Source organism: Massilia sp. Mn16-1_5 (assembly GCF_004798585.1).
Lineage (GTDB): Bacteria > Pseudomonadota > Gammaproteobacteria > Burkholderiales > Burkholderiaceae_D > Telluria.
The window spans coordinates 1-26,631 of record NZ_PPXQ01000030.1; the positions used below are offsets into that span (position 1 = coordinate 1).

28 protein-coding genes are annotated in these 26,631 nt (G+C 65.2%); 2 read left to right on the forward strand and 26 right to left on the reverse strand.

The features are described 5' to 3' along the window. Positions 1 to 154: 154 nt before the first annotated feature. On the reverse strand, positions 155 to 517 hold the full coding sequence (locus tag C2862_RS23725; RefSeq protein WP_136223317.1) for a MerR family transcriptional regulator: 363 nt from the start codon (positions 515 to 517) through the stop codon (positions 155 to 157). Positions 518 to 592: 75 nt separating this feature from the next. Between C2862_RS23725 and C2862_RS23730 the strand changes: the two genes are divergently transcribed. Next, entirely contained in the window at positions 593 to 1,045 is a 453-nt protein-coding gene (locus tag C2862_RS23730; RefSeq protein WP_136223319.1) for a hypothetical protein, read from the forward strand. On the opposite strand, the gene C2862_RS23735 is transcribed toward C2862_RS23730, so the two are convergent. The 16 genes from C2862_RS23735 to fliF form a co-directional block, all read right to left on the reverse strand. Continuing rightward, complete coding sequence (locus C2862_RS23735) at positions 982 to 1,242, reverse strand: DUF504 domain-containing protein (RefSeq protein WP_136223321.1); 261 nt, start codon at positions 1,240 to 1,242, stop codon at positions 982 to 984. The genes C2862_RS23730 and C2862_RS23735 overlap by 64 nt on opposite strands. Positions 1,243 to 1,245: 3 nt before the next feature. Next, positions 1,246 to 2,943 carry a diguanylate cyclase domain-containing protein gene (locus tag C2862_RS23740; RefSeq protein ID WP_168710156.1) on the reverse strand — a complete coding sequence of 566 codons (1,698 nt, stop codon included), beginning with the start codon at positions 2,941 to 2,943 and terminating at the stop codon, positions 1,246 to 1,248. Between the two features lie 92 nt (positions 2,944 to 3,035). Continuing rightward, complete coding sequence (locus C2862_RS23745) at positions 3,036 to 5,420, reverse strand: EAL domain-containing protein (RefSeq protein WP_136223325.1); 2,385 nt, start codon at positions 5,418 to 5,420, stop codon at positions 3,036 to 3,038. 147 nt (positions 5,421 to 5,567) lie between these two features. After that, positions 5,568 to 6,401, reverse strand: a complete 834-nt coding sequence (gene fliR / locus C2862_RS23750; RefSeq protein WP_136223327.1) for a flagellar biosynthetic protein FliR — start codon at positions 6,399 to 6,401, stop codon at positions 5,568 to 5,570. A 12-nt stretch (positions 6,402 to 6,413) separates the two neighbouring features. After that, a complete protein-coding gene (fliQ, locus tag C2862_RS23755) occupies positions 6,414 to 6,683 on the reverse strand; it encodes a flagellar biosynthesis protein FliQ (RefSeq protein ID WP_136223329.1) in 270 nt (89 codons plus the stop codon). Positions 6,684 to 6,693: 10 nt separating this feature from the next. Then, positions 6,694 to 7,434, reverse strand: a complete 741-nt coding sequence (fliP, locus tag C2862_RS23760) for a flagellar type III secretion system pore protein FliP (RefSeq protein WP_136223331.1) — start codon at positions 7,432 to 7,434, stop codon at positions 6,694 to 6,696. Then, positions 7,424 to 8,188, reverse strand: a complete 765-nt coding sequence (gene fliO / locus C2862_RS23765) for a flagellar biosynthetic protein FliO (RefSeq protein WP_229467579.1) — start codon at positions 8,186 to 8,188, stop codon at positions 7,424 to 7,426. The genes fliP and fliO overlap by 11 nt, the downstream gene beginning before the upstream one ends. Positions 8,189 to 8,298: 110 nt before the next feature. Beyond that, the gene (fliN, locus tag C2862_RS23770) at positions 8,299 to 8,718 is read right to left on the reverse strand and encodes a flagellar motor switch protein FliN (RefSeq protein WP_056342065.1); all 420 of its coding nucleotides are present in this window, start codon (positions 8,716 to 8,718) and stop codon (positions 8,299 to 8,301) included. Next, the gene (gene fliM, locus C2862_RS23775; protein WP_136223333.1) at positions 8,711 to 9,709 is read right to left on the reverse strand and encodes a flagellar motor switch protein FliM; all 999 of its coding nucleotides are present in this window, start codon (positions 9,707 to 9,709) and stop codon (positions 8,711 to 8,713) included. Before fliM ends, fliN begins: the two co-directional genes overlap by 8 nt. Before the next feature lie 32 nt (positions 9,710 to 9,741). Beyond that, a complete protein-coding gene (gene fliL / locus C2862_RS23780; protein ID WP_136223378.1) occupies positions 9,742 to 10,260 on the reverse strand; it encodes a flagellar basal body-associated protein FliL in 519 nt (172 codons plus the stop codon). A 305-nt stretch (positions 10,261 to 10,565) separates the two neighbouring features. Continuing rightward, positions 10,566 to 11,831, reverse strand: coding sequence for a flagellar hook-length control protein FliK (locus tag C2862_RS23785; protein ID WP_136223335.1), 1,266 nt, complete (start codon positions 11,829 to 11,831; stop codon positions 10,566 to 10,568). Positions 11,832 to 11,851: 20 nt separating this feature from the next. Further along, on the reverse strand, positions 11,852 to 12,292 hold the full coding sequence (gene fliJ / locus C2862_RS23790) for a flagellar export protein FliJ (RefSeq protein WP_136223336.1): 441 nt from the start codon (positions 12,290 to 12,292) through the stop codon (positions 11,852 to 11,854). Positions 12,293 to 12,328: 36 nt separating this feature from the next. Then, entirely contained in the window at positions 12,329 to 13,729 is a 1,401-nt protein-coding gene (gene fliI, locus C2862_RS23795; protein WP_136223338.1) for a flagellar protein export ATPase FliI, read from the reverse strand. Next, entirely contained in the window at positions 13,729 to 14,451 is a 723-nt protein-coding gene (locus C2862_RS23800; protein ID WP_229467580.1) for a flagellar assembly protein FliH, read from the reverse strand. Before C2862_RS23800 ends, fliI begins: the two co-directional genes overlap by 1 nt. Positions 14,452 to 14,471: 20 nt before the next feature. Further along, positions 14,472 to 15,476 carry a flagellar motor switch protein FliG gene (gene fliG / locus C2862_RS23805; RefSeq protein WP_136223340.1) on the reverse strand — a complete coding sequence of 335 codons (1,005 nt, stop codon included), beginning with the start codon at positions 15,474 to 15,476 and terminating at the stop codon, positions 14,472 to 14,474. Further along, complete coding sequence (gene fliF / locus C2862_RS23810; RefSeq protein WP_136223342.1) at positions 15,473 to 17,161, reverse strand: flagellar basal-body MS-ring/collar protein FliF; 1,689 nt, start codon at positions 17,159 to 17,161, stop codon at positions 15,473 to 15,475. Before fliF ends, fliG begins: the two co-directional genes overlap by 4 nt. 184 nt (positions 17,162 to 17,345) lie before the next feature. Between fliF and fliE the strand changes: the two genes are divergently transcribed. Continuing rightward, positions 17,346 to 17,726, forward strand: coding sequence for a flagellar hook-basal body complex protein FliE (gene fliE, locus C2862_RS23815; RefSeq protein WP_136223344.1), 381 nt, complete (start codon positions 17,346 to 17,348; stop codon positions 17,724 to 17,726). Positions 17,727 to 17,922: 196 nt separating this feature from the next. Here the strand turns inward: fliE and C2862_RS23820 are convergent, their stop codons facing one another. The 9 genes from C2862_RS23820 to C2862_RS23860 form a co-directional block, all read right to left on the reverse strand. Further along, entirely contained in the window at positions 17,923 to 18,672 is a 750-nt protein-coding gene (locus C2862_RS23820) for a flagellar brake protein (RefSeq protein WP_136223382.1), read from the reverse strand. Further along, positions 18,665 to 19,039: an EscU/YscU/HrcU family type III secretion system export apparatus switch protein gene (locus C2862_RS23825; RefSeq protein WP_136223346.1), complete on the reverse strand. Its 375-nt coding sequence runs from the start codon at positions 19,037 to 19,039 to the stop codon at positions 18,665 to 18,667. The genes C2862_RS23820 and C2862_RS23825 overlap by 8 nt, the downstream gene beginning before the upstream one ends. Then, on the reverse strand, positions 19,036 to 20,085 hold the full coding sequence (locus tag C2862_RS23830; protein WP_136223348.1) for a flagellar hook-length control protein FliK: 1,050 nt from the start codon (positions 20,083 to 20,085) through the stop codon (positions 19,036 to 19,038). The genes C2862_RS23825 and C2862_RS23830 overlap by 4 nt, the downstream gene beginning before the upstream one ends. Positions 20,086 to 20,096: 11 nt before the next feature. Then, entirely contained in the window at positions 20,097 to 20,426 is a 330-nt protein-coding gene (locus C2862_RS23835; protein WP_136223350.1) for a flagellar protein FliT, read from the reverse strand. Further along, a complete protein-coding gene (fliS, locus tag C2862_RS23840; protein ID WP_136223352.1) occupies positions 20,426 to 20,866 on the reverse strand; it encodes a flagellar export chaperone FliS in 441 nt (146 codons plus the stop codon). Before fliS ends, C2862_RS23835 begins: the two co-directional genes overlap by 1 nt. Positions 20,867 to 21,114: 248 nt before the next feature. Beyond that, positions 21,115 to 21,312 carry a hypothetical protein gene (locus tag C2862_RS23845; protein ID WP_136223354.1) on the reverse strand — a complete coding sequence of 66 codons (198 nt, stop codon included), beginning with the start codon at positions 21,310 to 21,312 and terminating at the stop codon, positions 21,115 to 21,117. Positions 21,313 to 21,450: 138 nt separating this feature from the next. Next, on the reverse strand, positions 21,451 to 23,340 hold the full coding sequence (locus C2862_RS23850) for an EAL domain-containing protein (RefSeq protein WP_168710157.1): 1,890 nt from the start codon (positions 23,338 to 23,340) through the stop codon (positions 21,451 to 21,453). 128 nt (positions 23,341 to 23,468) lie between these two features. After that, the gene (locus tag C2862_RS23855; protein WP_136223358.1) at positions 23,469 to 25,664 is read right to left on the reverse strand and encodes a tetratricopeptide repeat protein; all 2,196 of its coding nucleotides are present in this window, start codon (positions 25,662 to 25,664) and stop codon (positions 23,469 to 23,471) included. Positions 25,665 to 25,681: 17 nt separating this feature from the next. After that, positions 25,682 to 26,488 carry an FkbM family methyltransferase gene (locus C2862_RS23860; RefSeq protein WP_136223360.1) on the reverse strand — a complete coding sequence of 269 codons (807 nt, stop codon included), beginning with the start codon at positions 26,486 to 26,488 and terminating at the stop codon, positions 25,682 to 25,684. Between the last annotated feature and the right edge of the window lie 143 nt (positions 26,489 to 26,631).

Genomic DNA, 26,631 nt, shown 5'->3' on the forward strand with positions numbered 1-26,631 from the left:
GGGCTCTTCCAAGTGTTTTTCTGCGACCGCGAGGTCACCCAAATCAACCTTAGAACCAGCTAGAATCTAACCCGGCAGTGTCACCTATGTGTCTAGACACCTGTTACCTATGTGTCTGTGCTATACAAGGACTCCACCCTACGTACGACGGAATTCAAGCGGCACGTAATGGACAATCCGCTCCGAGGTCTTCCAGCTTGGCCGCCAGCGCCGAGCGCAGCTCCGCCAGCCCGGCAATCCGCGCATCGATGTCCCCCAGCTTGCGCTCCAGCGCCGTGCGCAGCTCGGCGCCGGCATTCGCCGGATCGGCCAGCAGCGGCATGCCCGCCTCGATGTCGGCCAGCGTAAAACCCAGCGCCTGCGCGCTGCGCAGGTAGCACAGCCATTCCACCGCTTCCGGCGGATAGTCGCGGTAGCCGTTGGCGCGCCGGCGCGCACCGAGCAGGCCGCGCTCCTCGTAGAAACGCAGGGTATCGCGTGAGAGTCCCGTGGCCGCGGCCAGTTCGCCAATTCGCATAGTGCGCTCCAAAATAGCTTGACCCTGGAGTGTACTCCAGGGTTGATCATGGCGTTTTCGATCCCGGAGACTGCCATGCACCTGAATCAATATCTTTACCTCGTCCGCGCCAGCGCGCTCTACGACCTGCTCATGACCACGGCGCTGGCCACGCCCTGGACCCTGCCGCTGGCGCACCAGCTGATGTCGCAGCTGAACGTCCAGCTCGGCGGCGCGCCGCTGCCGGGCTTCGCGCCCTTCCACATGTTCATCGGCGGCCTGCTGGGCAGCATCGTGACGGTGTGGTCGCTGCTGCGCCTGATGCATCCGAGCCTGCTGCTGGGCCGCTACGACGGCGCGGCGCGCTTCCTGTTTTCAAGCTGGATGGCCTGGACCCTGGCGCAGACCGATGCGCCGGTGCTGTGGCTGCTGCTGGTGCCGGAGTTCCTGTGGGGCGTGGCGCAATGGTGGCCGGTGGCGTCGCTTCAATCCGTTCCCGGCCGGCTCCAGACCAGCACCCCATTGCGCAGCACCTCGCGCACCCGGTGAAAGGGCACCATGCGCGCCTCGCCGTCGTGGCCTATCAGCTCGAAGCCGAAATGCTGGCCGCGCTCCAGGCGGATGCGCTCGAAGGAGACGCGCACGACGCGCTTGAAAACGCGGTCGTAGTAGCCGATGACGAAGTCGGCGTTGCCGAAGTCGGCGTCCCAGAGGATGCGGTGGATGACTTCGTGGATGGGCGTCATGGTTTATCCCGCCTGCCTCGTTTCCAGCACGCCGCGTGCGGCATCGACGACATGCAGCTGGATCCCGTTGCCGCGGCCGAGACGGGCGCGCCTCATGGCGGCCTCGGCGCGCTCCAGCAGATCGTCCAGGCCGCAGCCCGGCGTCGGATACATGGCGATGCCGATACTGAGGGTGACGGGCCATTCCCGCCCGCCCACGGCCAGCGGGAAGGTGAAGCGGTTCTGGATATGCTGCGCGATCTGGCGCGCGCCCTCGCTGTTGCGCAAGTCTTCGAGGATGACGAGAAAATCGCCACCGCTCAAGCGGATGACACTGTCCGCCGCGTGCAGGTTGGCGCGCACCTGGCCGGCGGCCTGCGCGAGGATGGCGTCGCCGCCTTCGATGCCGAGCGCATCATTGATGGCGCCGAGCCGGTCCACATGCAGCAGCATCACGCCGAGCATGCGCCCATTGCGCAGGGCGCGCGCCATGGCGTGGCCGAGGCGGTCGCGCAGCACGCGCCGGCTGAGCAGGCCGGTGAGCGGGTCGATGCGGGTGTGGTCGAACAGGCCGGGCGCCGCCAGGTCGGCATCCGGGGCAGGCAAGGCCGGCTGGTCTCCGTAGGCGAGCACGCGGTCGCGCGCGCGTGACGTCGCCTGGTACAGGGCCTCGTCGGCCCGGGCGATGGTCTGGCCTACCGATTCTTTTGCTTCGAACTGCGCAACGCCGATCGAGACCGTCACCGCCAGGTCCGGCGCGACGGGCGCGAAGCGCAGGCCGTGGACGTCCAGGCGTACGCGTTCGGCCAGCAGCAGGGCTTCCGGCTGCGCGGTTCCGGGCAAGATCAGCAGCAATTGCGCGCCGCCGTAACGCCCGTAGGAGGCGCCCTCGGGCAGATGCCGCGCGACGCACTGCGCCACCGCGTGCAGCACCCGGTCGCCGACGGCCTGGCCGTGGCCGGCGTTGATGCGCCGGAACCCATCGATCTCGAGCAGGCAGATACTGAAGATCGCACCATCCTCGCGATGGTCGGCGAGCCGCCTGAGCGCGTGGCGGCGGGTGTGGCCGCCGGTCAGCGGATCGCGCACTGCCGCGTCGTGGATGAAATCGAGCGCATGCTGGAGCTTGACGACACCCTCGGTCCTGGTCAGCTCGAACAGGCACATGAACAGGACGATGACGAGGTAGAGGCCGAAGTCGCACAGGAGGAACAACAGCTGCATTTCCTCGATCGGATGCGCCGGCAGCGGAATGCCGAGCAAGGGCAGGGCATAGATGAAGACCACGGTGGCGCAGGTGAGCAACAGCCAGAACATCGAGGTCGCGAAGCCGCCGAGGAACAGCGCCACCATCGGCGGCACCACCATCCAGCCCGCGGTCGGCGCCGAGACGCCGCCCATGGCATAGGTCAGCCAGCTGAAATTGAAGAAGACCGCACACAGGAAGACTTCGCGCGCGACGACGATGCTTTTCGTGATGCGCAGCAGGAAGGGCGCGCTGAACATGCAGATGCAGCAGGTGAGGATGACCCGGCCTGCCGCGGTGTAGCCGAGCGCATGATAGGTCCAGGCGTAGAAGGGGCCGGAGAGGGCGGCCATGACCACCGCATTGATCACGTTCTGCGCGCGCGTCAGCGTGGCGGCGTCCGCGCGCGCATCGGGGGGGATGAACCAGCGGATCGCGGCGAGGTAGCGGGTGGTCAGGCGGTGTGCGAGGGTCATGTGGCTGTCTGTGTTCTGCATGTCCTCCGTGCGGTTGCGTGAGCGTCGGAAGTAAGGCAGAGCTTAGCACGCCGCTACCGCCCTTTGACAGGCTAACCCGGCAGCCGTGCGTCCTTGCAGACCAACTCTTCGAGCGAGCGCTGGGACAGGGCCGGGCTGAAGTAGTAGCCCTGCATCTGGTCGCAATCGTGCTCGCGCAGGAAAGCCAGCTGTTCCCGGGTCTCGACCCCTTCGGCGATCACCTTCAGTTTGAGGTTGTGGCCCAGCGCGATGATCGCGCGCGTGATCACGGCGTGGCCGTCGTGCGCGACTTCGCCGAGGAAGGAGCGGTCGATCTTGATATAGTCGACCGGGAATTTCTGCAGGTGCGAGAGGCTCGAATAGCCGGTGCCGAAGTCGTCGATCGACAGGCGCACGCCAAGGGACTTGAGTTCGGCCAGCGCTTCCATCGCTTCTTCCGGATGGTCCATCAGCTGGCTTTCCGTCACTTCCAGTTCCAGGTTGCGCGGATCGACGCCCTGGCGCTTGAGGGTGCGCGCCAGGTGAGAGGCGAACTGGCGCTGACGCAGCTGGCGCGCCGACAGGTTCACCGAAATCGCGAAGTCGTGGATGCCGAGCTTGGCGAGCGCCTTGAGCGCGCCGCAGGCTTCGATGATCACCCATTCACCCAGCGGCACGATGAGGCCGGTTTCCTCGGCCACCGGGATGAATTTGTCGGGCGGTACGAGGCCGTTTTCCGGATGGTTCCAGCGCACCAGGGCTTCCGCGCCCACGACCTTGCCGGTGCGCAGGTCGACCTTCGGCTGGTAGCCGAGCACCATTTCGCGGTTGCCGATGGCGCGCGACAGGCTCGCTTCCAGCATCAGGTGCTCGTGCACCGCCTGGTTCAGTTCGATCGAATAGAACTGGCAGTTGTTCTTGCCCAGGGTCTTGGCGTGGTACATCGCGGCGTCGGCCGCGCGCATCACGCGGTCGACGGTGTCGCCATCGATCGGAAAACGGCTCACGCCGATGCTGGTGCTGGGCAGGATGTCGCGTCCGGCAACCCGGATCGGGGCGTTCACCCGCTGGCGGATGCGTTCGATCAGGTCGGCCAGTTGTTCGTCGCCGGGTTGGTTGTTGATCACCAGCACGAACTCGTCGCCGCCCACGCGCGCCACCGTGTCGTTGTCGCGCACGCTTTCCTTGAGCCGGGTCGCCGTGTCGCGCAGCACCACGTCGCCGGCGTCGTGGCCGAAGTTGTCGTTGATGTGTTTAAAATTGTCGAGGTCGAGGAAGGCGAGGGCGCCCAGCATCTGGTTGCGCACGGCGAAGTCGATCGAGAATTTCAGCTCGTCCTGCAGCAGGGTGCGGTTGGCCAGGCCCGTCAGCGGATCGTGGTGGGCCAGGTGGTGCAGGCGGCGCTCGTAATGGCGCGCCTCGGTGATGTCGTTGATGACGCCGACGAAATGGGTGACTTCGCCGTCGATGTTGCTGACCGGATCGATGCGCAGGTCGTTCCAGAACACTTCGCCGTTCTTGCGCGCATTGCGCAGGATGACCTGCACGCTTTCCTTCTTCCTGATGGCCTCGTTGATACGCCGGTGTTCGTCGACGTCGCAGCCCTCGATGCGCATGAAACGCGGGTTGCGGCCCTTGATCTCGGCGAGCGTATAGCCGGTCATCTGTTCGAAGGCGGGGTTCACATACTCGATGATGTTGTCATTGTTTTCGCAGCAGGTGATGACGATGGCGTTGACGCTGGAATAAATGGCGCGCTCGCGCACCCGCAAACCATGCTCGGTCTGCTTGCGGTCGGTGATGTCGAGGCCGGTACCGAAGATGCACGGCAGGTCGCCAACGCTGGTGCGGGCGCAGTGAAAGAGCATGCTGGTGCGCTTGCCCTGCCTGCCCACCAGTTCGGCCTCGTGCGAGGAATGGCCGTTCTCGAAGGCTTCCATGATCTTGCTGACGATCTCGGCCCGGTCTTTTTCATCGAAGAAATACTGGACGTCGGTGGTCGGCAATTCCTCGCTCGACATCTCCAGCATGTCTTCCAGCAGGCGGTTCCACAGCAGCAGGTGGCCGCTCTGATCGATGACGTAGAAGACGCAGGGCAGGCCCTCGATGATGTCGCCGACCGGCAAGTCCTGGATCAACGCGTAGCGCGGCGCCACCAGCCCGGCGCGCGGGATCACGATCACGCTGTAGGTGTCGGGCTGCTCGGGATCGAGCGCTTGCCGCGCGACCGTCACCCGTACCGGCAGGCGCCGCCCGCCTGCACCGCGCAGGTAGCCCGTCGAGTCGAGCTCGGACCGTTTCGCGATCGACAACGGCGGCTCGCCGATGTCGTCGAAATCGATGATCTGGTCGAGACGCTGGCCCTGGATGTCCGCAGCCGTACAGCCCGCAAGTTTTTCGCAGGCCTTGTTCCAGCTGGTGATGACGCCGTCGGCGTCGACGACAAAGACGGCGAGTGGTAACGGTGAAATATTCAACACGTTCTCCTGCGCATGCTTGGCGGGATTTGTGTGAGTGGCAAATCCGGCGGGCACGATTCATGATAGTCCAGTACGCGATCATGAGCGAGCGCGATTCGCTTCGCAGATATGGAACGGGGAATGTGCTCCCGTCCCGTCCGGGGACTATTGCGGGATCGGTGCGACGGGCTGCGGCGGCAGCGCGGCAGGCACGCGTTCGGCGGCCGCGCGCGGAATGCGGCGGCCCGCTTCGATGCCTTCGTTAAACAGATTCTGGATCGGCGTGTTCAGGTAGGGCAAGGCCACGCTCAGGGTCAGCATGCCGACACCGAGGGTGATCGGGAAGCCGATGCCGAAGATGTTCAGCTGCGGCGCGGCGCGCGTCAGGATGCCGAGCGCGACGTTGGTGATGAGGAGGGCGGCGATGATCGGCAGAGAGAGTTGCAGGCCGGCCGAGAAAATGCGGCTGCCGAGACGGGCCAGTTCCAGCGGCGCCACCAGCGAGATCGGGCTGCTCGAGATCGGCAGGCTGGTAAAACTTTCCGACAGCGCCGCCAGCAGCACCAGGTGGGCGTTCACGGCGAGGAAGGCCATGGTCGCCACCATCGACAGGAACTGGCTGATCGCGGCCGAGCGGCCTTGCGTGGTCGGGTCGAAGAAGGAGGCGAAGCTGAAGCCCATCACGTTACTGGCCAGTTCGCCCGCGTACTCGATGGCCGCGAACACCAGGCGCATGGCGAAACCCATCGCCAGCCCGATCAGCAGTTCCTGCACCAGGATCAGGAGGCCCGCATAGGACATCGGATCGATGGCCGGCACGGCCGGGACGGTGGGCGCGATGATCAGCGCCAGCAGCACGCCGAGCAGGACCTTGACCTGGTTCGGCACGCTGGCGTGGCCGAACAGTGGGGCGGCCGCGACCAGGCCGAGGATGCGCGTGAGCGGCCACAGCAGCCCGGCGATCCAGGCGTTGATTTCAATCGACGTGAGGGTCAGCACAGCCTGTAAGTGCTAGCCGACCATGTTCGGAATGCCGGTGAACACTTGCCGCATGTAGTCGAGCATGACCGACAGCATCCAGGGGCCGGCAACCACCAGGGCGACGAAGACGCCGACCAGTTTCGGGATGAAGGACAGGGTTGCTTCGTTGATCTGGGTCGCGGCCTGGAAAATGCTCACGACCAGGCCGATGATCAGGGCGATCAGCAGCAGGGGCGCCGAGACCAGCAGCGTGATTTCCATGGCCGTGCGGCCCATCGTCATGACGGTTTCCGGAGTCATCGCGGTGTCCCTAGTTGAAGCTCTGGGACAGCGAGCCCAGCAGCAGTTGCCAGCCGTCCACCAGCACGAACAGCATCATCTTGAACGGCAGCGAAATCACGGCCGGCGACATCATCATCATACCCATCGCCATCAGCACCGAGGCCACCACCATGTCGATGATCAGGAAGGGGATGAAGATCGCGAAGCCGATCTGGAAGGCCGTCTTCAGCTCGCTCGTGACGAAGGCCGGGATCAGGACCCGCAGCGGAATGTCTTCCGGACCCTGCAGGGCAGGCGTGCGCGAGATCTTGACGAACATGGCGAGGTCGGACTGGCGCGTCTGCTTGACCATGAAGTCCTTCAGCGGCTGGGCGCCGCGGCTCATGGCTTCCGTCATCTGGATCTGGTTTTCCTGCAGCGGCAGATAGGCCTGGGTATAGATCTTGTCGAAGGTCGGGCCCATCACGAACAGGGTCAGGAACAGCGCCAGGCCGACCATCACCTGGTTCGGCGGCGCGGTCTGGGTGCCGATCGCCTGGCGCAGCAGGGACAGCACGATGATGATGCGGGTGAAGCTGGTCATCATCAGCAGCGCGGCCGGCAGGAAAGTAAACGCCGTCATCAGGAGCAGCGTCTGCACCGGCAGGGTGTAGGTGGTGCCGCCGCCCGGGGCCGGGCTGGTGGTGAAGGCGGGCACGCCGGGCGCCGCCAGCACGGCCAGCGGCAAGAGCAGCATGCCGGCCGCCAGCAGGAGTTTCTTATTTCGCATTACGTTTATCTATCGTCTGTTTCAGCCAATCGGAAAAACTGTTGGCCGAGGGCGCATGGCCGGCCAGGGTGGCGGAGGCCGCCGCATCCCCCTTCGGCATCGTCGCCAGCGCGTTGACGCGGCCCGGCGAGGCGCCGACCACGATCCACTGGTCGCCCACTTCGACCACCATGATGCGTTCGCGGCCGCCGATGTTGAGGGCGCCGACCATGCGTAGGTTGGCCGAGTTGCCGGCCACGCGCGGACCGTAGCGCTTGGCGGCCCAGGCCAGGCCCGCCAGCAGGGCCAGCACCAGCACCAGGGCCAGGATGGTCTGCAGCAGGGTGCCGGTCGAGGGGCCGGGCGCGGCCTGGCCGACGGTCACGGGGGTATTCGGATTGGCCGGCGTGCCGGGTACGGCTGCCGGAGCGCCCGGCATGGTCGCGACGCCTGGCGTGGGCGTGGGCGTCGTGGCGCCGACGGTCGGCACTTCGCCGACGGTGGTGGCGCGTTCGGCGACCGGGGTATTTGGTGTGACCGGCGGCGAGGCGGCCGGACGGGACGTGGCGCGCTGGGGAGCCGGCGCTGGGGCCGCAGCAGGGGCTGCGGTGTCGGCCTGCCGGCCGGTGCCTGCTTCCTCCTGGCGCGCGGCCGGAGCAGGAGCCGGCGTGGAAGGCTGGCTGGTCGCCGGCGTTGCTTGTGGTGGCGCTGCGTTTGGTGCAGCCGGCTGGACCGCGCAGGCCGCCAGCGGCATCAGGAATATCGATGCGATCAACGCGCCCGCGCCGGCCCTGCGCATGCGTACGAGCAAATGGCTGGCAGGTGAAACCTGCGGCTTTGCGTCGTACGAAGGTGGACGAGGGCAGGCGAGGGCGCGTGTGGGCATCATTTATTCAATTTTCTGATCCGTTCCGAAGGCGTGATGATATCAGTCAGACGGATGCCGAACTTGTCGTTCACAACCACCACCTCGCCCTGGGCGATCAGGCAGCCGTTGACCAGCACGTCCATCGGCTCGCCGGCCAGGCCGTCGAGTTCGACGACCGAGCCCTGCGCCAGCTGCAGCAGGTTCTTGATGGCGATCTTGGTGCGGCCCAACTCCACGGTCAGCTGCACCGGGATGTCGAGAATGAAGTCGATGTCGTTCGGGGTGTCCGGACGTGGATTCTTGGTGCCGAAATCCTGGAACACGGCGGCGCTGGCGGTTTGCTGCTTTTGCAGCGCGGCGGCTTCGGCGGCGGCCTGCTCGGCGATCGCGGCGCCCCAGTCGTCGTCGAGGATCTGGTCGTCTTGGTTGTCAGACATGGTGTTTCTCCTGATTGAAGCTGTCGCTGTTGGCCAGCAATTTCTCGACCTTCAGCGCGTACTGGCCGTTGAAGACGCCGTAGGAACATTCCATCACAGGAACGCCGTCCACTGTCGCCTGGATCGCATCCGGGACCGTGATCGGAATGACGTCGCCGATCTTCATGTTGAGGATCTCGTCGAAGTTCGCCTTGCCGTGGCCGAGTTCGGCCACGAGTTCGACTTCGGCCACCTGGATCTGCTGCGTCATCAGGCGGATCCAGCGCTTGTCGACTTCCAGCGCCTCGCCCTGGATGCTCGAGGTCAGCGCATCGCGGATCGGCTCGATCATCGAGTACGGCATGCAGAAGTGGATCTGGCCCGACACCGGACCGAGCTCGATCGTGAAGGTGGACGATACCACGACTTCGTTCGGCGTCGCGATGTTGGCGAACTGCGTGTTCATCTCCGAACGCACGTACTCGAACTCGATCGGATAGACCGGTTCCCAGGACTTGGTATAGGCCTCGAACACGACGTCGAGGATGCGCATGATGATGCGCTGCTCGGTCTGGGTGAAGTCGCGGCCCTCGACGCGGGTATGGAAGCGGCCGTCGCCGCCGAACAGGTTGTCGACCAGCAAGAACACCAGGCCCGGATCGAAGACCATCAGCGCGGTGCCGCGCAGGGGCTTCATGTGGATCAGGTTCAGGTTGGTCGGGACCACCAGGTTGCGGATGAACTCGCTGTACTTCGAGACGCGCACCGAGCCCACCGAGACCTCGGCGGAGCGGCGCAGGAAGTTGAACAGGCCGATGCGCAGCAAGCGCGCGAAACGCTCGTTGATGATCTCGAGCGTCGGCATACGGCCGCGCACGATCCGCTCCTGGGTCGCCAGGTTGTAGGTGCGGACTCCCGAGGTGTCTTCAGGCGCGGCTACGTCGTCCTGATCGCCGTTGACCCCTTTGAGGAGGGCATCGACTTCTTCCTGTGAGAGGAAATTATCGGCCATGATGTTTCTTTAGTGGATGCTTACTGCTTACTTTATTGGATGATGAAGGAGGTGAACAGCACGTCCGACACCTCCTGTTCGTCGCCACCCTCATCGAAAGGCACCTGGACCGCGGCCTTGATCTCGCCCGCGAGCTGCTGCTTGCCTTCCACCGTATTGATCTCCGATGCTTTCTTGCCCGACAGCAGGAGCAGGACGCGGCTGCGTACCTTGGCCATGTTGTCCTTGATGAGCACAGCCTGTTCGGGACCGTCCACCTGCAGTGTAAACTGCACTTGCAGATACTGGTCGCCATTCTCGGGCTGCAGGTTCACGGTAAAGGCTTCGATCGGGACATATTCCGCCTTCACGTGCTCCTTGTCCTTCTTTTTCTTCTTCTTGGCGGGGGCCTCCTCGGCATGGGCCTCGGCGTCGCCGCTGCCGTGCAGGAAGAACCAGCCGGCGCCGGCGCCACCGCCGAGCACGAGCACGCCCGCGATCGCCATGATCATGAGCTTCTTCTTCGAGCCTGCCGCCGGTGCTGCGTCCGCCGCTTTCGGGTCAGCCTTCATTTTCGGATTCGCTTTCAAGTTGCCTCTGGTGCTGATGGTGGTTGCGTGATTATGTCATTATCGAGAAAAAGTGCGCAGCGGCAAGCTTTGAAAAGAGGGGGGATCGTGGGTTACATCGGGGTTTGTCGTTGTAGGGTGGGCTCTCGAGCCCACGCGGTGCGGCGTTTGATCTGTCGATACGCTTGACGTCAAACCACCGGTGCGCATACGTGCGCTGGCCCGCGTGGGCGCGGGGCGCCCACCTTACATAGCGCTAACAAAAAACGGCCGCACTGAGGCGGCCGTAAACGAAACTTGTTGTTGGCTTACGCGAAGGTATCGACCGCTCCCGCACCGCCGATCACACCGGTACGCGGACGCGGCGTGACCTCCGCTACATCGCTTTCGCCACCGCCATTGCCACTACGGCCGCGGCTAGAACCGCCCGTGCCCTGGCCATCCTGCCCCTGGCGCCCTTCGGCGCCGGCATTCACGGTCGCGTTACCCAGTGCGATGCCGCTTTCGCTCATCATTTCACGCAGGCGCGGCAGGGCGTTTTCCAGCGCCTGGCGTACTTCCAGCTGCTGCGCCGAGAAGGTCACGCTGGCGAGATCGTTCGAAACGTTCAGGACCACCTGCACCGGGCCGAGGTCCGGCGGATTCAGTTCCAGGGTCGCACTCTGGTCTTCGCCGCCGACCATCCAGATCACCTTCTGGCCGACCTGGTTGTCCCAGGCCGGGGTACCGACGCGCGCGCTCAGGCGGTCGGTCGGCGCGCTGCCGGCCGCTTGCGCGGTCTGCAGGGCGGTAGCCTGGGCCGCCAGGCTGGTCAGTGCTTCGGGACCGGGAGCGGCGTCCTTCATGCCCGCCTGGGCGGTGCTATCGCGCAGCCTGGCAGCGAAGTCGCCGGCTTCCACCGGCAGTTTTACCGCATCGGCCGACTTGCCCAGTTCCATGGCGCGCAGGTCGACGCCGGGCTCGGCCTTGCCCTGGGTGTCTTCGGTCACGGCAGCCAGGCCGGCGTCGCCCTTCAGCTTGACGAGCGGCTCGGCGCCTTCGCCGCGCACTTCCTTCATGCTCGAGAGCAGGGTGTCGGCCTGCACGGCGGGCGCTTGCGCGATCGGCACCGGCGCCGGTGCGGCCTGCACCTGGTTGAAGCTGGCGACCATGGCCAGCATGTCGACCACCGAGTCGGCCACCTTGGCGTCCGCCGCGCTCGCATCTTCCTCGCTGCTGTCGCCTTTGGTCGCGGCTGCCGTCTTTTCCTCGGGGGCGGTGTCCTGCGTTCCCTCGGCCTTTTTCGTCGTCTCGGGATGCGCCGCTTCCTTGGCGGCCTGCTTGACCACCTCGCGCGGCGCCGACTTCGCTTCACCGGCAGCCGGCTTCGGAGCGGTCTGCGGTTTCGGCGAGGCTGGCTGTTGCGGTGCAGGCGCTTGCGGCTGGACCAGCGCCTGGCGCTGTTCCATCTGGCGCGTCAGGGTCGCACCGAAATCGATGCCCTCGCTGGCGGGCAGGGGATTGGCGCGCGTGCTCGGGGCCGGGGCCGCCGGAGCGTTCAGGCTGATCGGGAGGGAGTTGGTATGCATCGTCATGTCGGTTCAGCGGGTCAGGTTCAGCGCGCGTTGCGGACGGTACGCGCCGCGTGGTCGTCCATCATTTTCTGGTCGCGCTTGTTTTCGATGCGCAGGGCTTCGGCGGCCGCGCGTTCGTTCAGGGTGCGGTAGGACAGGCGCTTGCGTTCGCTTTCCTGCCAGGTCGTTTTTTCCAGCTCGCTCTTGTATTTCGCGTGTTTCAGCACTTCCTGCTGGCCATTGATCGCGTTGTCGAGCTTGCCGACGAAGGCAACGAAGTTGGCGTAGGCGAAGGGCGTGATGCCGTTCATCTGCGCCTGGTCGAGCCGGTTCGCGTAATCGTCGCGATAGCCCAGCAGCATCTGCAGCTTCTGCTCCGCCTCCTCGACCGCCTTCAGGGCGGCGCCGAGACGCTTGGCGGCGTCGTCGGAGTCGCGCTGGGCCAGCTCGATCAGGGTTTCAAGTGCAGAAGGATTTGCCATAGTGAATCAAGTATACCTAGGGCAACACTTAACCCATCAGCTGAACAGAGAGGTTAATTGCCCCAAGCTCTGGCCCATATTCGTGTTTTCGTGGATTTCCTGGCACAGGAATTCCTCGATCTGGCCGTTCAGGGCGATCGCCTGGTCCAGCACCGGATCGCTGCCGGCCGCATACGCGCCCACGCTGATCAGGTCGCGCGAACGCTGGTAGCGCGAATACAGCTGCTTCAGTTTGCGCGCCGACAGCTGGTGCTCGTGCGTGGTGATGCCGTGCATGGCGCGGCTGATCGACTGTTCGATGTCGATCGCCGGATAGTGGCCCGCTTCGGCCAGATGGCGGTTCAGCACGATGTGGCCGTCGAGAATACCGCGCGCGGCGTCCGCAATCGGGTCCTGCTGGTCGTCGCCTTCGGACAGTACGGTATAGAAGGCCGTGATCGAGCCGCCACCCTCCAGGCCGTTGCCGGCGCGTTCGACCAGCACCGGCAGCTTGGCGAACACCGAAGGCGGATAACCTTTGGTGGCCGGCGGTTCGCCGATGGCGAGAGCGATCTCGCGCTGGGCCATCGCGTAGCGGGTCAGCGAATCCATGATCAGCATGACGTTCTTGCCCTGGTCGCGGAAGTGCTCGGCAATTGCCGTGGCATAGGCCGCGCCCTGCAGGCGCATCAGGGGCGGGCTGTCGGCCGGCGCGGCCACCACGGCCGAGCGCGCCATGCCTTCCTCGCCCAGGATCTGCTCGATGAATTCTTTCACCTCGCGGCCCCGCTCGCCGATCAGGCCGACGACGATCACGTCCGCCGTCGTATAGCGCGCGATCATGCCCAGCAACACGGATTTACCGACACCGGTGCCGGCGAACAGGCCCAGGCGCTGGCCGCGGCCGACGGTCAGCATCGCGTTAATCGCGCGCACGCCGACGTCCAGGGTGTCCTTGATCGGGGCGCGGTCGAGCGGATTGACGGGGCGGGCGTTGATCGGTGCGACCTCGTCGGTGCCCAAAGGACCCTTGCCGTCGAGCGGACGGCCGGCGCCATCGACCACGCGCCCTAATAGATTCCAGCCGACCGGGAGGTGGCGCGCGCGGTCGCTCGGACGGCGGCGCGGATGGTTCACCGTGCCCGGACGCGGCACCGGCGTCTCCACAGGGAACACGCGCGAACCGGGTACCACGCCTTCGACGTCGGATTGCGGCATCAGGAACAGGCGCTCGCCTTCGAAGCCGACGACTTCCGCTTCGATCTTCGCGCCGTTCGGCAGCGGAATGGTGCAGGCGCTGCCCACGGCCAGGCGCAGGCCCACGCATTCCATCACCAGGCCGGCCACGCGCGTGACACGGCCCGAGACCTGCATCGGCTCGACGAAGCCGAGCAGCGAATCGCAGTCGCTCAGATAGGATTTCCAGCGCGCAGTATGGCGGTCGAGGCTCGCTTGCATCAGCCCAGCCACTCGACGTTCTTGCCCAGCGCATGCGCCAGGCGCGCCCAGCGGGCGCTGGCCTGGGCGTCGATCTGGTTGCTGGCGGTATCGACCTTACAACCGCCGCGCCCGACCTGCGGGTCGGCGACCACGCGCCAGCCGCCCTTGTCGAGTTCGTCGGACAGGGCGGCGCGCACGATCTCGATGTCGTCCGGGTTCAGCGCCAGGATAGCGGGCTGCTGCAGCACCGGTAAATAGTCGATCGCTTCGCGCACGATCGGGATGATGAGTTCGGGACGCACCGTGAAGGCGGTGCGCACCATCGAGCGCGCCAGGTGCAGGGCCAGGTCGAGCACGTCGGAAGCGATGGTCTCGTCGGCCGCGGCGACGGCGCCGCTGAAGGTGGAAGCAATGGCGCGCAGGCTGTCCATTTCGGCCGCCATCTCGGCGCGGCCCGCTTCATACGCTTCGGCACGGCCGGCGGCGCGGCCTTCCTCCAGGCCTTCCTCGTAGCCTTCGGCGCGTGCGCCTTCGCGCAGGGCTTCCAGCTCGGCGGCGGTCGGCAATTGCATGGCAGGAACGAGAGGAACAGAAGCCGCCGCTGCTGCTGCCGCTGACGCGGCTGCAGCAGCGGCGGCGCGCTCCTCGGCCTGGATGCGCGCCGCCAGCGAGCTGGGGCGTTCGTCGCCGAAGGAGGTCATTTCCCAGCGCTTGAAGGCGCCCTGCGTGTCTTTGCTCATCTTTATCCGGATCTAAAACCTTAGACGAAGGAATCTTCGCCCTTGCCACCCAACACGATCTGCCCTTCGTCCGCCAGGCGGCGCACGATTTGCAGAATCTGCTTCTGCTGCGCCTCGACTTCCGACAGGCGGACCGGGCCTTTCGACTCCAGGTCTTCGCGCATCATCTCGCTTGCACGCTGCGACATGTTTCGGAAGATCTTCTCGCGCAGGTCTTGCGAAGCGCCTTTCAGGGCGATGATCAGCATGTCGGACTGCACTTCGCGCAGCAGCAACTGGATGCCGCGGTCGTCGATGTCGATGATGTTGTCGAACACGAACATCTCGTCCATGATCTTCTGCGCCATGTCGTTATCGTAGTTCTTGATGTTCTCCATCACCGCGCTTTCCTGCTCGCCGGCCATGAAGTTCAGGATCTCGGCCGCGGTACGCACGCCGCCGAGCGAGGACTTCTTGATGTGCTCGTTACCCGACAGCAGCTTGGTCAGCACGTCGTTCAGTTCGCGTAAAGCAGCCGGCTGCACGCCGTCCAGCGTGGCGATACGCAGCACGACGTCGTTGCGCAGGCGGTCGGTGAAGTGGCTGAGGATCTCGCAGGCCTGGTCGCGCTCGAGGTGCACCAGGATGGTGGCGATGATCTGCGGGTGCTCGTTGCGGATCAGTTCGGACACCGATTGCGCGTCCATCCACTTCAGGCTTTCGATGCCCGAGGCGTCCTTGCCGCCCAGGATGCGGTTCAAGAGCACGGCGGCCTTGTCGTCGCCCAGCGCTTTCGTCAGGACTTCGCGGATGTATTCGTCCGAATCGAGGCCGACGGTCGAGTGGGCGTCGGCTTCGTCGCGGAAGGCTTCCAGCACGTTGACCACCTGCTCGTGCTGCACCGATTTCATCGCGGCCATGGCCGCGCCGAGTTTGAGCACTTCGCGCGGGCCGAGGAATTTCATCACTTCGGCCGCTTCCTGCTCGCCCATGGCCAGCATCAGGATTGCTGCCTTGGTGACGCCGTCTTTATCCTTGTCGCTCATTCCGAACCCACCCATGCCTTGATTACGTTTGCCACGATACGTGGATCATTCATCGCCATCTCTTTTGCCATCGCCAGGTTGGCGCGGTAGCTGCGTTCGCGCGGCGCTTCCTCTTCCTCGATCGGCATGCCGTCCGGTCCCAGCACCGGCTTGCCTTCCAGGTCGACGACGGTATCCGCGTCTTCTTCTTCCTTTTCCTCTTCCGGCTCGGCGGTCGCTTCGTCGAACTTACGCACCACGGGGCGCAGCAGCGGACGCAGGATACGGAAGTAGAGGAAGGCGATCACGGCCGCGATCAACAGGTACTTGCCGACTTCCATGGCGAGTGGCAGGTTGGCCGGATCCTTGTACCAGTCAGGACCGTTCTCGTCCGGGCGGTCGACGCCGTCGAAGGGAGCGTTGGCCACGTTCATGGTGTCGCCGCGCGCCTGCGAGTACCCCATTGCCTGCTTCACCAGCTCGTTGATCTGGGCCACTTCGGCCGCCGCCAGCGGTTTCACGGTGATCTTGCCGGTGTTCGGATCGACCGAGCGGCGGTAGTTCACCACCACGCCCACGGTCAGGCGCTTGATGCCGCCCATCGGACGCTGCTCGTAGCGGATCGTTTTATCCAGCTCGTAATTCGTCGTGGCGTTCTTGCTCGCCGGACCGGTCGTGGTGGTCGGCGCCGCGCCCGGGGCACCACCTTCCAGTGGCGCGGTGGCCACGCCCGGCGGCTGGTTCGACAGCGCGCCCGGGATGCCGTTGGCCGGACCGGTCGTGGCGCCGGTCTGCTCCGAGGTCTGCTGGCTGCGGATCGCCTGCGGCTCCGGCGGCGAATTCGGCTTGTACATCTCGGCGGCGGTGTCGACCTGGGCGAAATCGATCTCGGCGGTCGCTTCGGCGCGCACATTGCCCTTGCCGACGATCGGGGTGATCAGGGACTCAACCTGCTTGATGATGTTCTGCTGGACCGTCTCGACATACTTCAGCTGGGTCGCGTCGAGCTGCTTGTTGAGGCCATTCTGCTTCGGCTGCTCGGAGAGCAGGTTGCCGTTCTGGTCGACGACGGTGACGTTGCCGATGGTGAGTTCGGGAATGCTGGAGGCGACCAGGTGCACGATGGCGCTGACCTGGCCCGGATCGAGGGCGCGCCCCGATTGCAGGTTGAGCAGGACCGAGGCGGTCGGCTTTTGCTGGTCGCGCACGAACACGGAGGGTTTCGGCAGCGCCAGGTGCACGCGCGCGCCGGCCACCGAGCCCAGCGACTGGATCGAACGGGCCAGCTCGCCCTCGAGCGAGCGCTGGTAATTCACCTGTTCCAGGAACTGGGAGACGCCCAGCTTCTGGTTTTCCATCAGTTCGAAGCCGACGTTGCCGCCCTTCGGCAAGCCTTGCGCCGCCAGTTTCAGGCGCAGGTCGGGCACCTGCTCGGCGGGCACGAGAATGGCGCTGCCGCCTTCGGAAAACTTGTACTTCACGCCCATCTGGTCGAGCGCCGCGGTGAGGGCGCCGCCATCCTTGTCGCTGTAATTGGCGTACAGCACGCGGTAATCCGGGGTGCTGCTCCACATCCAGATGGCGACGACCACGGCCAGCACCGCCGCGACCCCGCCGCCGATCAGGACATTACGGCCCATGGCGGTTTTCAGGAAGGGTTGGGGAGCAGCAGGAGTGTCGAGCAGTTCGTCGGCGGTCGCGGCCATGTTTGTCCAAAGGGAGAAAGGAGATCAGGACCGAATTATGAAGCCTTGGGGCAACATTCAAACGGGCGAATAGGGGGTGCTTTCCCCTCCTGCTCGACGAAGTTGCTTGCGCGCATGCTGGTAAGCTGTAAGCCTGACATTGCTCCCGTACGTGGAGTGCGCAAGAGATAGAACAGGAGAACCCATGAACGTAGGCGGAATCGACAGCAGCCGGATCGAGGCGATGATGGCCCAGCTCAAGGCCGCGGCTACCAAGCCGGCCGCGCCCGCGCTCGGCCCGGGCAGCCTGGGCGGCGTCGGCGGCGTCGGCAACGCCGCGCCCGTCAACGAAGGCCCCTCGAAGGTCAGCTTCTCCGACGCGCTCAAGAATTCCCTGGAGCAGGTCAGCAATTCACAGAAGCACGCCGAGGAACTGGGCAACCGGTTTGCGATGGGGGACGACAGCGTCAGCCTGTCGGACACCATGATCGCGATGCAGAAGTCGAGTATTGCCTTCCAGGCAACGGTGCAGGTGAGGAACAAGCTGGTGTCGGCGTATCACGAGATCATGAATATGCAGGTGTGATCCGGTTGGACCGATCATGAGAAAAGGGCCGCGTTTCGAAGGAAACGCGGCCCTTTTTGTACGGTGGGCATTTATGCCCACGCCGTTTTACCGGTTGAACCGGGTTACATCAATCTTGAACACGAATCAGACGCCGTACCGCGTGGGCATGAATGCCCGGTGAACCCGCCGTTGAGGCCATTGGCCTCAACAGCCCCTACGACAAACCTGCCAATCGCGCATTCCGCTCACGTTCCAGCTTCGTGATGTACCGCTGAACCGCCGCCATGTTCCCGCGCGAAATATCGACGAACATGCAACCGATCCGCCGGCTGGTCTTGTTGTTCAGCATGGTCACATCCAGCGCATTGCGTACCTGCAGCGAGGTGGTGACGGTGCCGATCTCCGGCAGTTCGATGCGGCAATTCGTAAACGTCTGGCCGATGGTCGAATTCAGCATCATCTTGTTGTCGAGCAGGGCGACGCCGCCGCAGCTGATGTCGGCCAGCGGGAAGGTGGCGTTGCCGCCGCCCAGGTCGAGCGGCATCGGCACCAGGGCCGGGACCGGATTCGTCACTGGCGTCGGCATGCGGTAAAACTCGCGGCGCTGCAGGCGGATCAGGGAAGCGGGGATGTCGGCCGCCAGGGCGCCCGCGCCGCGGTATTCGGTTTCCTGCACACCACTGACGCTGAACAGGATGCGGATCTTGTCGAGATAGGTTTCGCACAGCACGCTTTTCGCCTGCACGATGCGCTCGTTCTGCTCGCGGTTGATCGAGCGGTCGAGCACGAAGACGCCTTCGTCGCCGTCGACCTCGAGGATGGAGGTGACGCAGACGTCGGCCTCGCCCTTGATCTTCATCCTGATCAATTGCTTCTTTTCGCCGATCTGGCGCAGCAGCGCCACGATCTCACGGGCCGAGTGCACCTCGTAGTCGTGCCAGTTGTCCAGTTCCGCGTCATGCATTGCTTGCATTTTGTTCCGCCGATAATGCAGGTGAATCTGCAGGTAAGTCTAAAAAAAGGGCGCCGTCGGGCGGGGCCGGGGCCAGTTCAGTAACAGGCCTGCCGAGTTGTTGCGCCGACTCAATATGATATAGCCATGCCAATAGTTCCGCAATTGCGCGGTAGAGGGCAGGGGGAATCTGGCCGTCGAGGTCGACTTCCATCAGCAGCGACACCAGTTCCTTCGATTCGTGGACGAACACGCCGGCTTCCTTCGCCCGCTCGATGATCTGCTCGGCCACCAGGCCGCGGCCCTTGGCGACCACGGTCGGGGCGGCGGAGCCGGCGGCATAAGCCAGGGCCACGGCGCGCTGGCGTTGTTCGTTCACGCGGCACCCTCCCGGCCGGCGATGCGCAGCGCCGCCAATTCGCTGCCGGCCGCGGCCAGGGCTTCCTGCAGGCGCGGCGTGCTGTCGCGCAGCAGGGCGGCGGCGCCCGGTTCGGCCAGCAGCTCGATCTGCAGGCGCGAACCGCGCAGGCTGACGCTGGCTTCGACCTCGCCCAGCAGGGCAAAGCGCAGGCGCAGGCCGCTGTGCCAGCCGGCTTCATCCTGCTCGCGTCCGGGTGCGGCGCTCTCGTTTTCTTCGCGCCGGATCTCCCAGCGCATCGCCTGCTGCGGCGCCAGCTGTCCCTGCCAGACAAGCTGGCCGGATTCCTGGGTCGCCAACTGCTGGTTGATCAGTTGCGACAGGGACGGGTCGGTAGGCGGCGTGCCGGCCGGTTTGTACGCCTGCGGTTCAGCCATCAGCTCGGCCAGTGGGCGCTTGCCTTCGGCCCATTCGGCCAGGTGGGCTTCGTAGAACAGGCCGCTTTTGGCGACGGCCTGGCGCAGCTGGGCAGCCAATTGCGCCGGGTCGGGCGCCCCTTGGGGAAGCAGCGGCGTGGCCGGATTCAGGGTGGGAAGCGGAGGGGCGCCGGCGGCGCTTTTCAGTACCTGGCCCAGCAGGCGTGCGGCCGGACTGAGGTCGGCCGCCTGCGCCTGGCCGCCCGCCTGCAGCAGGCGCGAGCTGGCCGCGGCGACGCTGGCCGCCAGCGAAGCGGCGTTGGCGCTGAGCGGCACCAGGGTGCCCTGCAGGGTGGCGTCGCCCAGGCCGAAGGTCGGCTGGGGCGTGGCGGCCAGGACGGTCATGGTGAGCTGGGTGCCGGGCTGCGTGCCCGGCGGCAGCATCATGCGCACCGGCATGTCAGCCACGCGCACCATGAAGCTGCCGTCCTGCATGCGCCCCAATACGGAGGCTTGCAGCTGGCTGCCGAGCAGGGTGGACAGGGTGCGCTGGAACAGTTCGAGGCGCGGATCTCCGGTGCGTTCGAGCGCCTGCGCCGCCCGGGCCGGCAGCGGGGCGCTGAGGCCGGGACTGGGGATGCGCTCGACCATTGCGTCTCAGATCAGACGCTGCCGTAGGCGTTGGCGAGGCGGCGCTGGGTACCGGAGTTGTTGATCAGGGCGGACAGCTTGGCCATCCAGGTCATGGTCAGGTCGCGGATCTTGCGGTCATCGGCCAGGATGCGGCGGATGCAGTCGATCTTCGCCTGGCGGCCCGAGGGGTTGAGTTCGACCGCCGCTTCTCCGCTTTTCAGGATGTCGACGTGGGCCGTGCATTCGCGTTCGAGGATCACCAGGTGGTCCCAGTCGCCGGCTTCGGCGGCGGCCAGCATCTGGCCGGTCAGGTCGGCGACGGCAGCGTATTCGAGCAGCACTTCCTGGCCGGTCATCATCAGGCGCTCGCCATCACGGGATATTGCGACATCGACGGTGCCTGCACCGGCTTTTCGCCGATCTGGTTCCAGGCATCGCGCAGGTCGACCAGCAGGGTCTGCACTTCGTCCAGCAGCGCGAGCTTGTTCTGCAGGTTGGCCATCAGGAGGCGTTCGGTCATGTACACGTACAGGGCGTCCAGGTTGGCAGCGATGTCGCCGCCGGCCTTCTTGTCGAGGCTGGCGCGCAGGCCGTTGTTGATGATGTCCAGCGCTTTCGAAATGGCCGCGCCTTTCTCGATGATGTTGCCGGCAGCCATGTGAGTGGCGCCATTCTTGATCGCGGTGATGGCGCCGTCATACAGCAGCACGATCAGCTTGTGGGGCGAAGCCGAAATCACGGCGGTTTCCATTCCTACTTTGGCGTACGCATTGACGCCGCGCTGCATCGATCCAAACATCGTGAACCTCCAAACCTTCTGTCTATGTGGGGACCGCGCCGATGGGCGTTCCCCTGTGTTCGTGCCGGAGCCGGTCGCCGCAAGCTTCAAGAGCCTGCATGACTTTCTTCAGCGAGGGTAGTTTACTGGCTTAACGGCAGGTTCTAACCGGACTTGAGAGACGGGAATACCCGGCTTTTTCCGGCTTTGTCATACCGATAAGGGAAACGGACCAGGCTGCTCGGCAGTATCGAGGGAGGAAAGAAGGATCAGTCGTTGCGCGGGCGCTGGCGGCGCTCGTGATGGCGCCGCAGTTCGGGGCTTTGCAAGGCGCGTGTCAGGATCGAACGCGACACGTTGCAGGTGTCGAGATAGTTCAGGGCAAACTCGACCCCGCGGATGTCCACCAGGTAGAGAGCATATTCGGCAGTCAGCGCCGTCTGCTCGTCGGTTCTTCTTTGCATCATGAAACTCACGCCATCATCAGTACGCGACATCCGGCCGGACGTGGATGCGTCGCCCGTGTCGCGTTAACACAATGATAAACACCTTGATGGCGCACACCCTTCCGATTTGTTAGAAATTGTTTCTGTTGTAAAGACACCTCAGCCGCGCGCAATGCCTACCTTGGCGGCGGGCGCCGGCGCCAGGAAGCTTCCGGCTTCCCCGGCGTCGAGCGGACGGGAGTAGTAATAGCCCTGGGCCTGGTCGCAGCCGGTTTCGCGCAGGGCCAGCGCCTGTGGCGCCGACTCCACGCCCTCGGCGACCACGTGCAAGTGCATGCTATGCGCCATGGCAACGATAGCCTGGACGATGGCGCGCGCATCGCTGCTGTGCACCATGTCGTTGACAAAGGACTTGTCGATTTTTAGCTTGTCGATCGGCAAGCGTTTCAGGTAGGCGAAGCTCGAGTAACCCGTGCCGAAGTCGTCGATGCTGAGCGTGACGCCCAGTTCGCGCAGCTCGCGCATGATCGCCAGGCTGCGCTCGGGATCGGCCATCGACAGGCTTTCGGTCAGTTCCAGTTCCAGCAAATGCGGGGCGACCTGCGTCTCGGCCAGCATCTCCCCGACCAGGCCGACCACGTCGCCCTGCAGGAACTGGCGCGCCGACAGGTTGACCGCCACCGGCACCTCGGGCAGGCCGGCCGCATGCCAGCCGGCCATCTGGCGGATCGCCGTGCGCACCAGCCAGTCGCCGATCGGCACGATCAGTCCCGTCTCTTCGGCGATCGGCACGAATTCCTCGGGCGAGACGACGCCATGGACCGGATGGCGCCAGCGCAGCAGGGCCTCGAAGCCGGCCAGGGTGCCGCCTTGCAGGTCGATCTTCGGCTGGTATTGCAGGAACAGTTCCTCGCGTTCGATGGCGCGGTGCAGCTGGTGTTCGAGCGCCATGCGCCGCACCAGTTCGCGCCGCTGGCTCGGCGCGAAATATTGGGTGCGCGCGCCGCCGGTTTCCTTGGCGTGGCGCATGGCCGTGTTGGCATTGCTAAGGAGGGTATCGGCATCCTCGCCATCCTGGGGGAAGCGGGCGACCCCGATGCTGCAGGTGATGGAAATATCCTTGCCGGCCCAGGACACGCTGCTGTTGACGCTGTCCAGCAGACGCACCAGGCGCGCCTGCAGCGCCGCTTCATCGGCGGGTGGGCTCAGCAGCAGCACGAACTCGTCGCTGCCGGTGCGCGCCAGCAAATCGTCAGCGCCGAGTTCGGCCTGCAGGCAGCGGGTGACGGCCACCAGCACCTCGTCGCCGGCGGCATGGCCGAAGGCGTCGTTGACGCGCTTGAAGCGGTCGACGTTCAGGCAGGCGACGGCCGCCGGCACCTGGCGCTGTTGCCAGTCGGTAATGCGGTCGCGGATCGTGCCCAGCAGGGCCTGGCGGTTGGCCAGTCCGGTGAGGGTGTCGTGGTTGAGAAGGAATTCGACCTGGCCGGCCGAGGCGGCCAGCTGGGCGCGCGAGGCGTTCTGCTGCAGCCCGTCGTGCAGCTGCTGGGCGGCGATCGCGAGCTGGCGGTGGTGGATCAGTTCCTCGACCATGCGCGCCAGGTCATGCAGCTCGGCCAGCTCCTCCTCGCCGAGTGCGCGCGGCTCGCTGTCGATGATGCACAGGGTGCCGAGCTTGGCGCGGTCGACGGAGTACAGCTGCATTCCGGCATAGAAGCGCACGTGCGGCGTGCCGAGCACGCTGGGATTATCGGCGAAGCGCGGATCCTTGCTCGCATCCTCGACCACCATCGGTTCGTCGCTCAGGATCGCGTGGCCACAGAAGGAGGTGTCGCGCGGGCCGTACTGGGGATCAAAGCCGCAGCGCGACTTGAACCACTGGGTATCGGCGCCGACCAGCGAGATCAGGGCGGTCGGCACATGCAGCAGCTTGGACGCCATGCGCGTGATCCGGTCGAATGCTTCCTCGGGGCCCGTGCCGAACAGGCTGGTCGCATGCAGGGCGGCCAGCCGCCGCGCCTCGTCTACCGGAATCTGTGGTGTCATCATGTGCAGGTCGGACCGCATCGCGCCGATACGGTTGGGTTCGTGATCCAGCCTGCATTACGCCAGAACCTGCACCATTTTGCAATTGGCGCACAATTGTAAAATTCGAATCGTCAAATCCGGTGCGCCGCTCAGCCGTGAGGCAGGTTCTCCAGTGCCTGTTTGACGGATTCGATCACGCCCGCCCAGTCACCTACCTTGCCTTGGCGGAACAGACGACCGGCCGGATACCAGGGCGTATCGCTGCGCTCGGTCAGCCAGCGCCAGTCGGCCACGTGCGGCAGCAGCACCCACAGCGGCTTGCCCAGCGCGCCGGCCAGGTGGGCGATGCTGGTGTCGACTGCGATCACCACGTCCATCAGTTCGCACAGGGCGGCCGTGTCGGCGAAATCGCCGATATGGGCGTCCATGCGCTGCACGCCGGCAGCGTCGAGCACGGGAATATCCTGCTCGCGGTGTTCCTTTTGCAGCGAGACGAACTCGCAGTCCATGGCCAGCAGCGGCGCCAGGTGGGACAGGGCGATGCTGCGGTTGTGGTCGTTGTTGTGCAGCGGATTGCCGCTCCAGGCCAGGCCGACGCGCAGGCGCGCCTGCGGGCCGAGGCGTTCGCGCCAGGCGGCCACGCGCGCGGGATCGGCGGCAAGATAATGCGCCGGGGCTGGAATCGAATCGACTTCGGTGCCGAAGGCCAGCGGCAGCGACATCAGCGAACACTGGTAGTCGAAGGGCGGCAGCGGATCGCCGCGGCCCAGGACCTGGTCCACGCCTTCGAGGCCGGCCAGCAGGCTGGTCAGCGGTCCTTGCACTTCGAGCACGACGCGCGCGCCGCGTGCCTTGACCAGCGGTACGTAACGGCAGAACTGCAGGCTGTCGCCCAGGCCCTGCTCGGCGAACAGCAGGATGGTCTTACCCTCCAGCGATTCCTGTCCCAGCCAGGCCGGCTCGGCGAAATCGCGCTTCTCGCGGTAGCAGCCGAGCGATTCGTTCTGCCAGCGCCATTCGTAGCCGCGCCAGCCGTCGCCCAGGCGTCCATATTGCAGGTTCAGCAGGCTGCGGTTCCAGTGCGCGGTCGCGTAGTCGGGATTGAGCGCAATGGCCGCATCGAAGCAGGCCAGCGCTTCCTCGAAGCGGCGCAGTTCCTCGTAGGCGTTGCCGCGGTTGTTCCAGATCGACGCGCTCTCGCCCTTGCGGGCAACGATCGCGTCGTAGGCCGCGAGCGCTTCCTCGACGCGCAGCAGGCGCTGCAGCACGTTGGCGCGGTTGAGCGCGGCTTCGGCATGCTCGGGGTCCTTTTCGAGGATCATCTCGAAACAGGCCAGCGCCTCGTCGAAACGGCGCAGGCGCTGCAGCACGATGCCGCGGTCGTTGTGCACCGCCAGGTTGCTGTCGTCGATCGCCAGGGCGGCGTCGAAGCAGTCGAGCGCGCCCTGGAAATTGCCCATGGCCTGCACCAGGTGGGCCAGCGTGCAACGGAAGGGTGCGGCATCCGGCTTGAGCACGATGGCGCGCTGCAGCGCCGCCAGCGCCTCGTCGTTGCGCTTGAGCTCACGCAGCACCTTGCCCCGGCGATGGTGGGCTTCGGCATGCTCCGGATCGAGCGCCAGCACCGCATCGAAGCTGGCCAGCGCCCGGTCATGTTCGTCCTTCAGCTGCAGGGTGCTGCCGAGGTTGATGTGGGCTTCGATGTGGTCCGGGGAAAGCGCCAGCGCCTGCTCGTAGCTGGCAAGCGCCGCATCGATCCTGCCGAGGGGCACCAGGATATTCCCGCGGTTGGTCAGGGCGTTCACATGGCCGGGCGCGATCGTGATCGCGTGCTCGACTGCCTGCAGCGCCTCGTGCAGGCGGTCGAGGCGCTCCAGCACGGCGGCGCAGTTGTTCCAGACGTCGGCATCGCGCGGCGCAAGGCTGATCGCGCTGTCGTACCTGGCCAGGGCTTCCTCGTAACGTCCCAGGTCCTGCAGCAGGTTACCCATGTTGTACAGCGCGTTGACATGGTTCGGGTCGAGGGCCAGCGCCTGGCGATAGCTGTCGAGCGCCGCGTCGCGTTCGCCGATGGCCTTGAAGATATTACCGAGGTTGCAATAGGCGGCGGGCACCTGCGGATCGATCCGGATGGCCTCGCTGAGAAACTCGAGGGCGAATTCGTAGTTGCCGCTGTCGTGGCCGAGGATGCCGAGATGATGCAGCGTGTCGAAATGGCCAGGCGCGAGCTGAAGGGCGGCTTCGTAGCGGGCGAAGGCGTCGTCGAAGCGGCCTTCGGTATGGGCGGCGAGCCCGGCGGCGAAGAGCGCGTCGGCCTGGGCGGGGAAATCCTGAACGGTGGTCATGGTTGAAGCGCGTTCTGTTATGGGTTGGCGGCCTGGCGCAATTCGGCCGCGATCGGGTCTGCCGCGTGCACCGCGAGGAGGTTGATCCCGAGCGGGAACACGACATAGCCGAGTTCGGTCACGAAACGCACCAGTTCCTCTTCGTTCGATTTGATCTTTTCAATCAATAGATAAGGCTTCAGGCGGGCGATCGATTCACGTGCGCCCTGCAGCGCCTCCAGTTCCATGCCTTCGATGTCGAGCTTGATCAGGTCGAGGCGCGGCAGGTTCATGGCGTCGATCGCCAGCATCTGCACGGTCTGAGTCGCCGCGTCGGAGTAATCGATGTCTTGGCCGATGAATTCCGTGCCTGCGCCCGGGCGCAGCTCCAGGCTGCCGAAGCTGGACGGCACCAGGTAGTCGGGCACCGGGACGCGCAGGGCGCCGTTGCCGGCGCCGATCGCCGCCCAGATCGCACGAGCATTGAAACAATTGTTCAGTGTGAGGTTGCCGGCCAACGCATAAAAGATCCGTTCCTGTGCCTCGAAGGCGAGCACGTCGCCCCAGCCATGCATGTAGCGCGCCCATTCGATCGTGTGCACGCCGATGTTGGCGCCGCAGTCGAGCGCGATCAGGCCGTCGCCGGCATGGCGGCGCCGGCTTTCCAGCAACTGCAGCACGAAGCCCACCTCATCGGCATCGAACGAGGATTTTTCCAGCAGCTGGTAGCCGACGCCATAGCCGCCGCTGCCGACCATGCGGTAATCGTGGCGGTTGACCAGCATGCTGCCGTGGTCGGTCGAAGCCAGCACGAAGGCGGTGCGGCGCTTTGGCAAATTGTTCATCGAGTTCCTCTGCGGACGTACAAGTAGAGGCGAGTGTATCCCACAGGCAAACATCGGCAAGGGAGGAACAAGAGGGGGAAAGTCCCCTAAATATTTTTCTGGAGATGCCGTCAACGCTCTTGTTGCGGGTGTGGCGTCAGGCA

Coding starts and splice junctions, on each gene's coding strand:
- C2862_RS23725 (WP_136223317.1), bottom strand. CDS start 517: ATGCGAATTGGCGAACTGGCCGCGGCCACGGGACTCTCACGCGATACC.
- C2862_RS23730 (WP_136223319.1), top strand. CDS start 593: ATGCACCTGAATCAATATCTTTACCTCGTCCGCGCCAGCGCGCTCTAC.
- C2862_RS23735 (WP_136223321.1), bottom strand. CDS start 1,242: ATGACGCCCATCCACGAAGTCATCCACCGCATCCTCTGGGACGCCGAC.
- C2862_RS23740 (WP_168710156.1), bottom strand. CDS start 2,943: ATGACCCTCGCACACCGCCTGACCACCCGCTACCTCGCCGCGATCCGC.
- fliQ (WP_136223329.1), bottom strand. CDS start 6,683: ATGACTCCGGAAACCGTCATGACGATGGGCCGCACGGCCATGGAAATC.
- fliP (WP_136223331.1), bottom strand. CDS start 7,434: ATGCGAAATAAGAAACTCCTGCTGGCGGCCGGCATGCTGCTCTTGCCG.
- fliN (WP_056342065.1), bottom strand. CDS start 8,718: ATGTCTGACAACCAAGACGACCAGATCCTCGACGACGACTGGGGCGCC.
- fliM (WP_136223333.1), bottom strand. CDS start 9,709: ATGGCCGATAATTTCCTCTCACAGGAAGAAGTCGATGCCCTCCTCAAA.
- fliL (WP_136223378.1), bottom strand. CDS start 10,260: ATGAAGGCTGACCCGAAAGCGGCGGACGCAGCACCGGCGGCAGGCTCG.
- C2862_RS23785 (WP_136223335.1), bottom strand. CDS start 11,831: ATGACGATGCATACCAACTCCCTCCCGATCAGCCTGAACGCTCCGGCG.
- fliJ (WP_136223336.1), bottom strand. CDS start 12,292: ATGGCAAATCCTTCTGCACTTGAAACCCTGATCGAGCTGGCCCAGCGC.
- fliI (WP_136223338.1), bottom strand. CDS start 13,729: ATGCAAGCGAGCCTCGACCGCCATACTGCGCGCTGGAAATCCTATCTG.
- C2862_RS23800 (WP_229467580.1), bottom strand. CDS start 14,451: ATGAGCAAAGACACGCAGGGCGCCTTCAAGCGCTGGGAAATGACCTCC.
- fliG (WP_136223340.1), bottom strand. CDS start 15,476: ATGAGCGACAAGGATAAAGACGGCGTCACCAAGGCAGCAATCCTGATG.
- fliF (WP_136223342.1), bottom strand. CDS start 17,161: ATGGCCGCGACCGCCGACGAACTGCTCGACACTCCTGCTGCTCCCCAA.
- fliE (WP_136223344.1), top strand. CDS start 17,346: ATGAACGTAGGCGGAATCGACAGCAGCCGGATCGAGGCGATGATGGCC.
- C2862_RS23820 (WP_136223382.1), bottom strand. CDS start 18,672: ATGCATGACGCGGAACTGGACAACTGGCACGACTACGAGGTGCACTCG.
- C2862_RS23830 (WP_136223348.1), bottom strand. CDS start 20,085: ATGGTCGAGCGCATCCCCAGTCCCGGCCTCAGCGCCCCGCTGCCGGCC.
- C2862_RS23835 (WP_136223350.1), bottom strand. CDS start 20,426: ATGATGACCGGCCAGGAAGTGCTGCTCGAATACGCTGCCGTCGCCGAC.
- fliS (WP_136223352.1), bottom strand. CDS start 20,866: ATGTTTGGATCGATGCAGCGCGGCGTCAATGCGTACGCCAAAGTAGGA.
- C2862_RS23845 (WP_136223354.1), bottom strand. CDS start 21,312: ATGATGCAAAGAAGAACCGACGAGCAGACGGCGCTGACTGCCGAATAT.
- C2862_RS23850 (WP_168710157.1), bottom strand. CDS start 23,340: ATGATGACACCACAGATTCCGGTAGACGAGGCGCGGCGGCTGGCCGCC.
- C2862_RS23855 (WP_136223358.1), bottom strand. CDS start 25,664: ATGACCACCGTTCAGGATTTCCCCGCCCAGGCCGACGCGCTCTTCGCC.
- C2862_RS23860 (WP_136223360.1), bottom strand. CDS start 26,488: ATGAACAATTTGCCAAAGCGCCGCACCGCCTTCGTGCTGGCTTCGACC.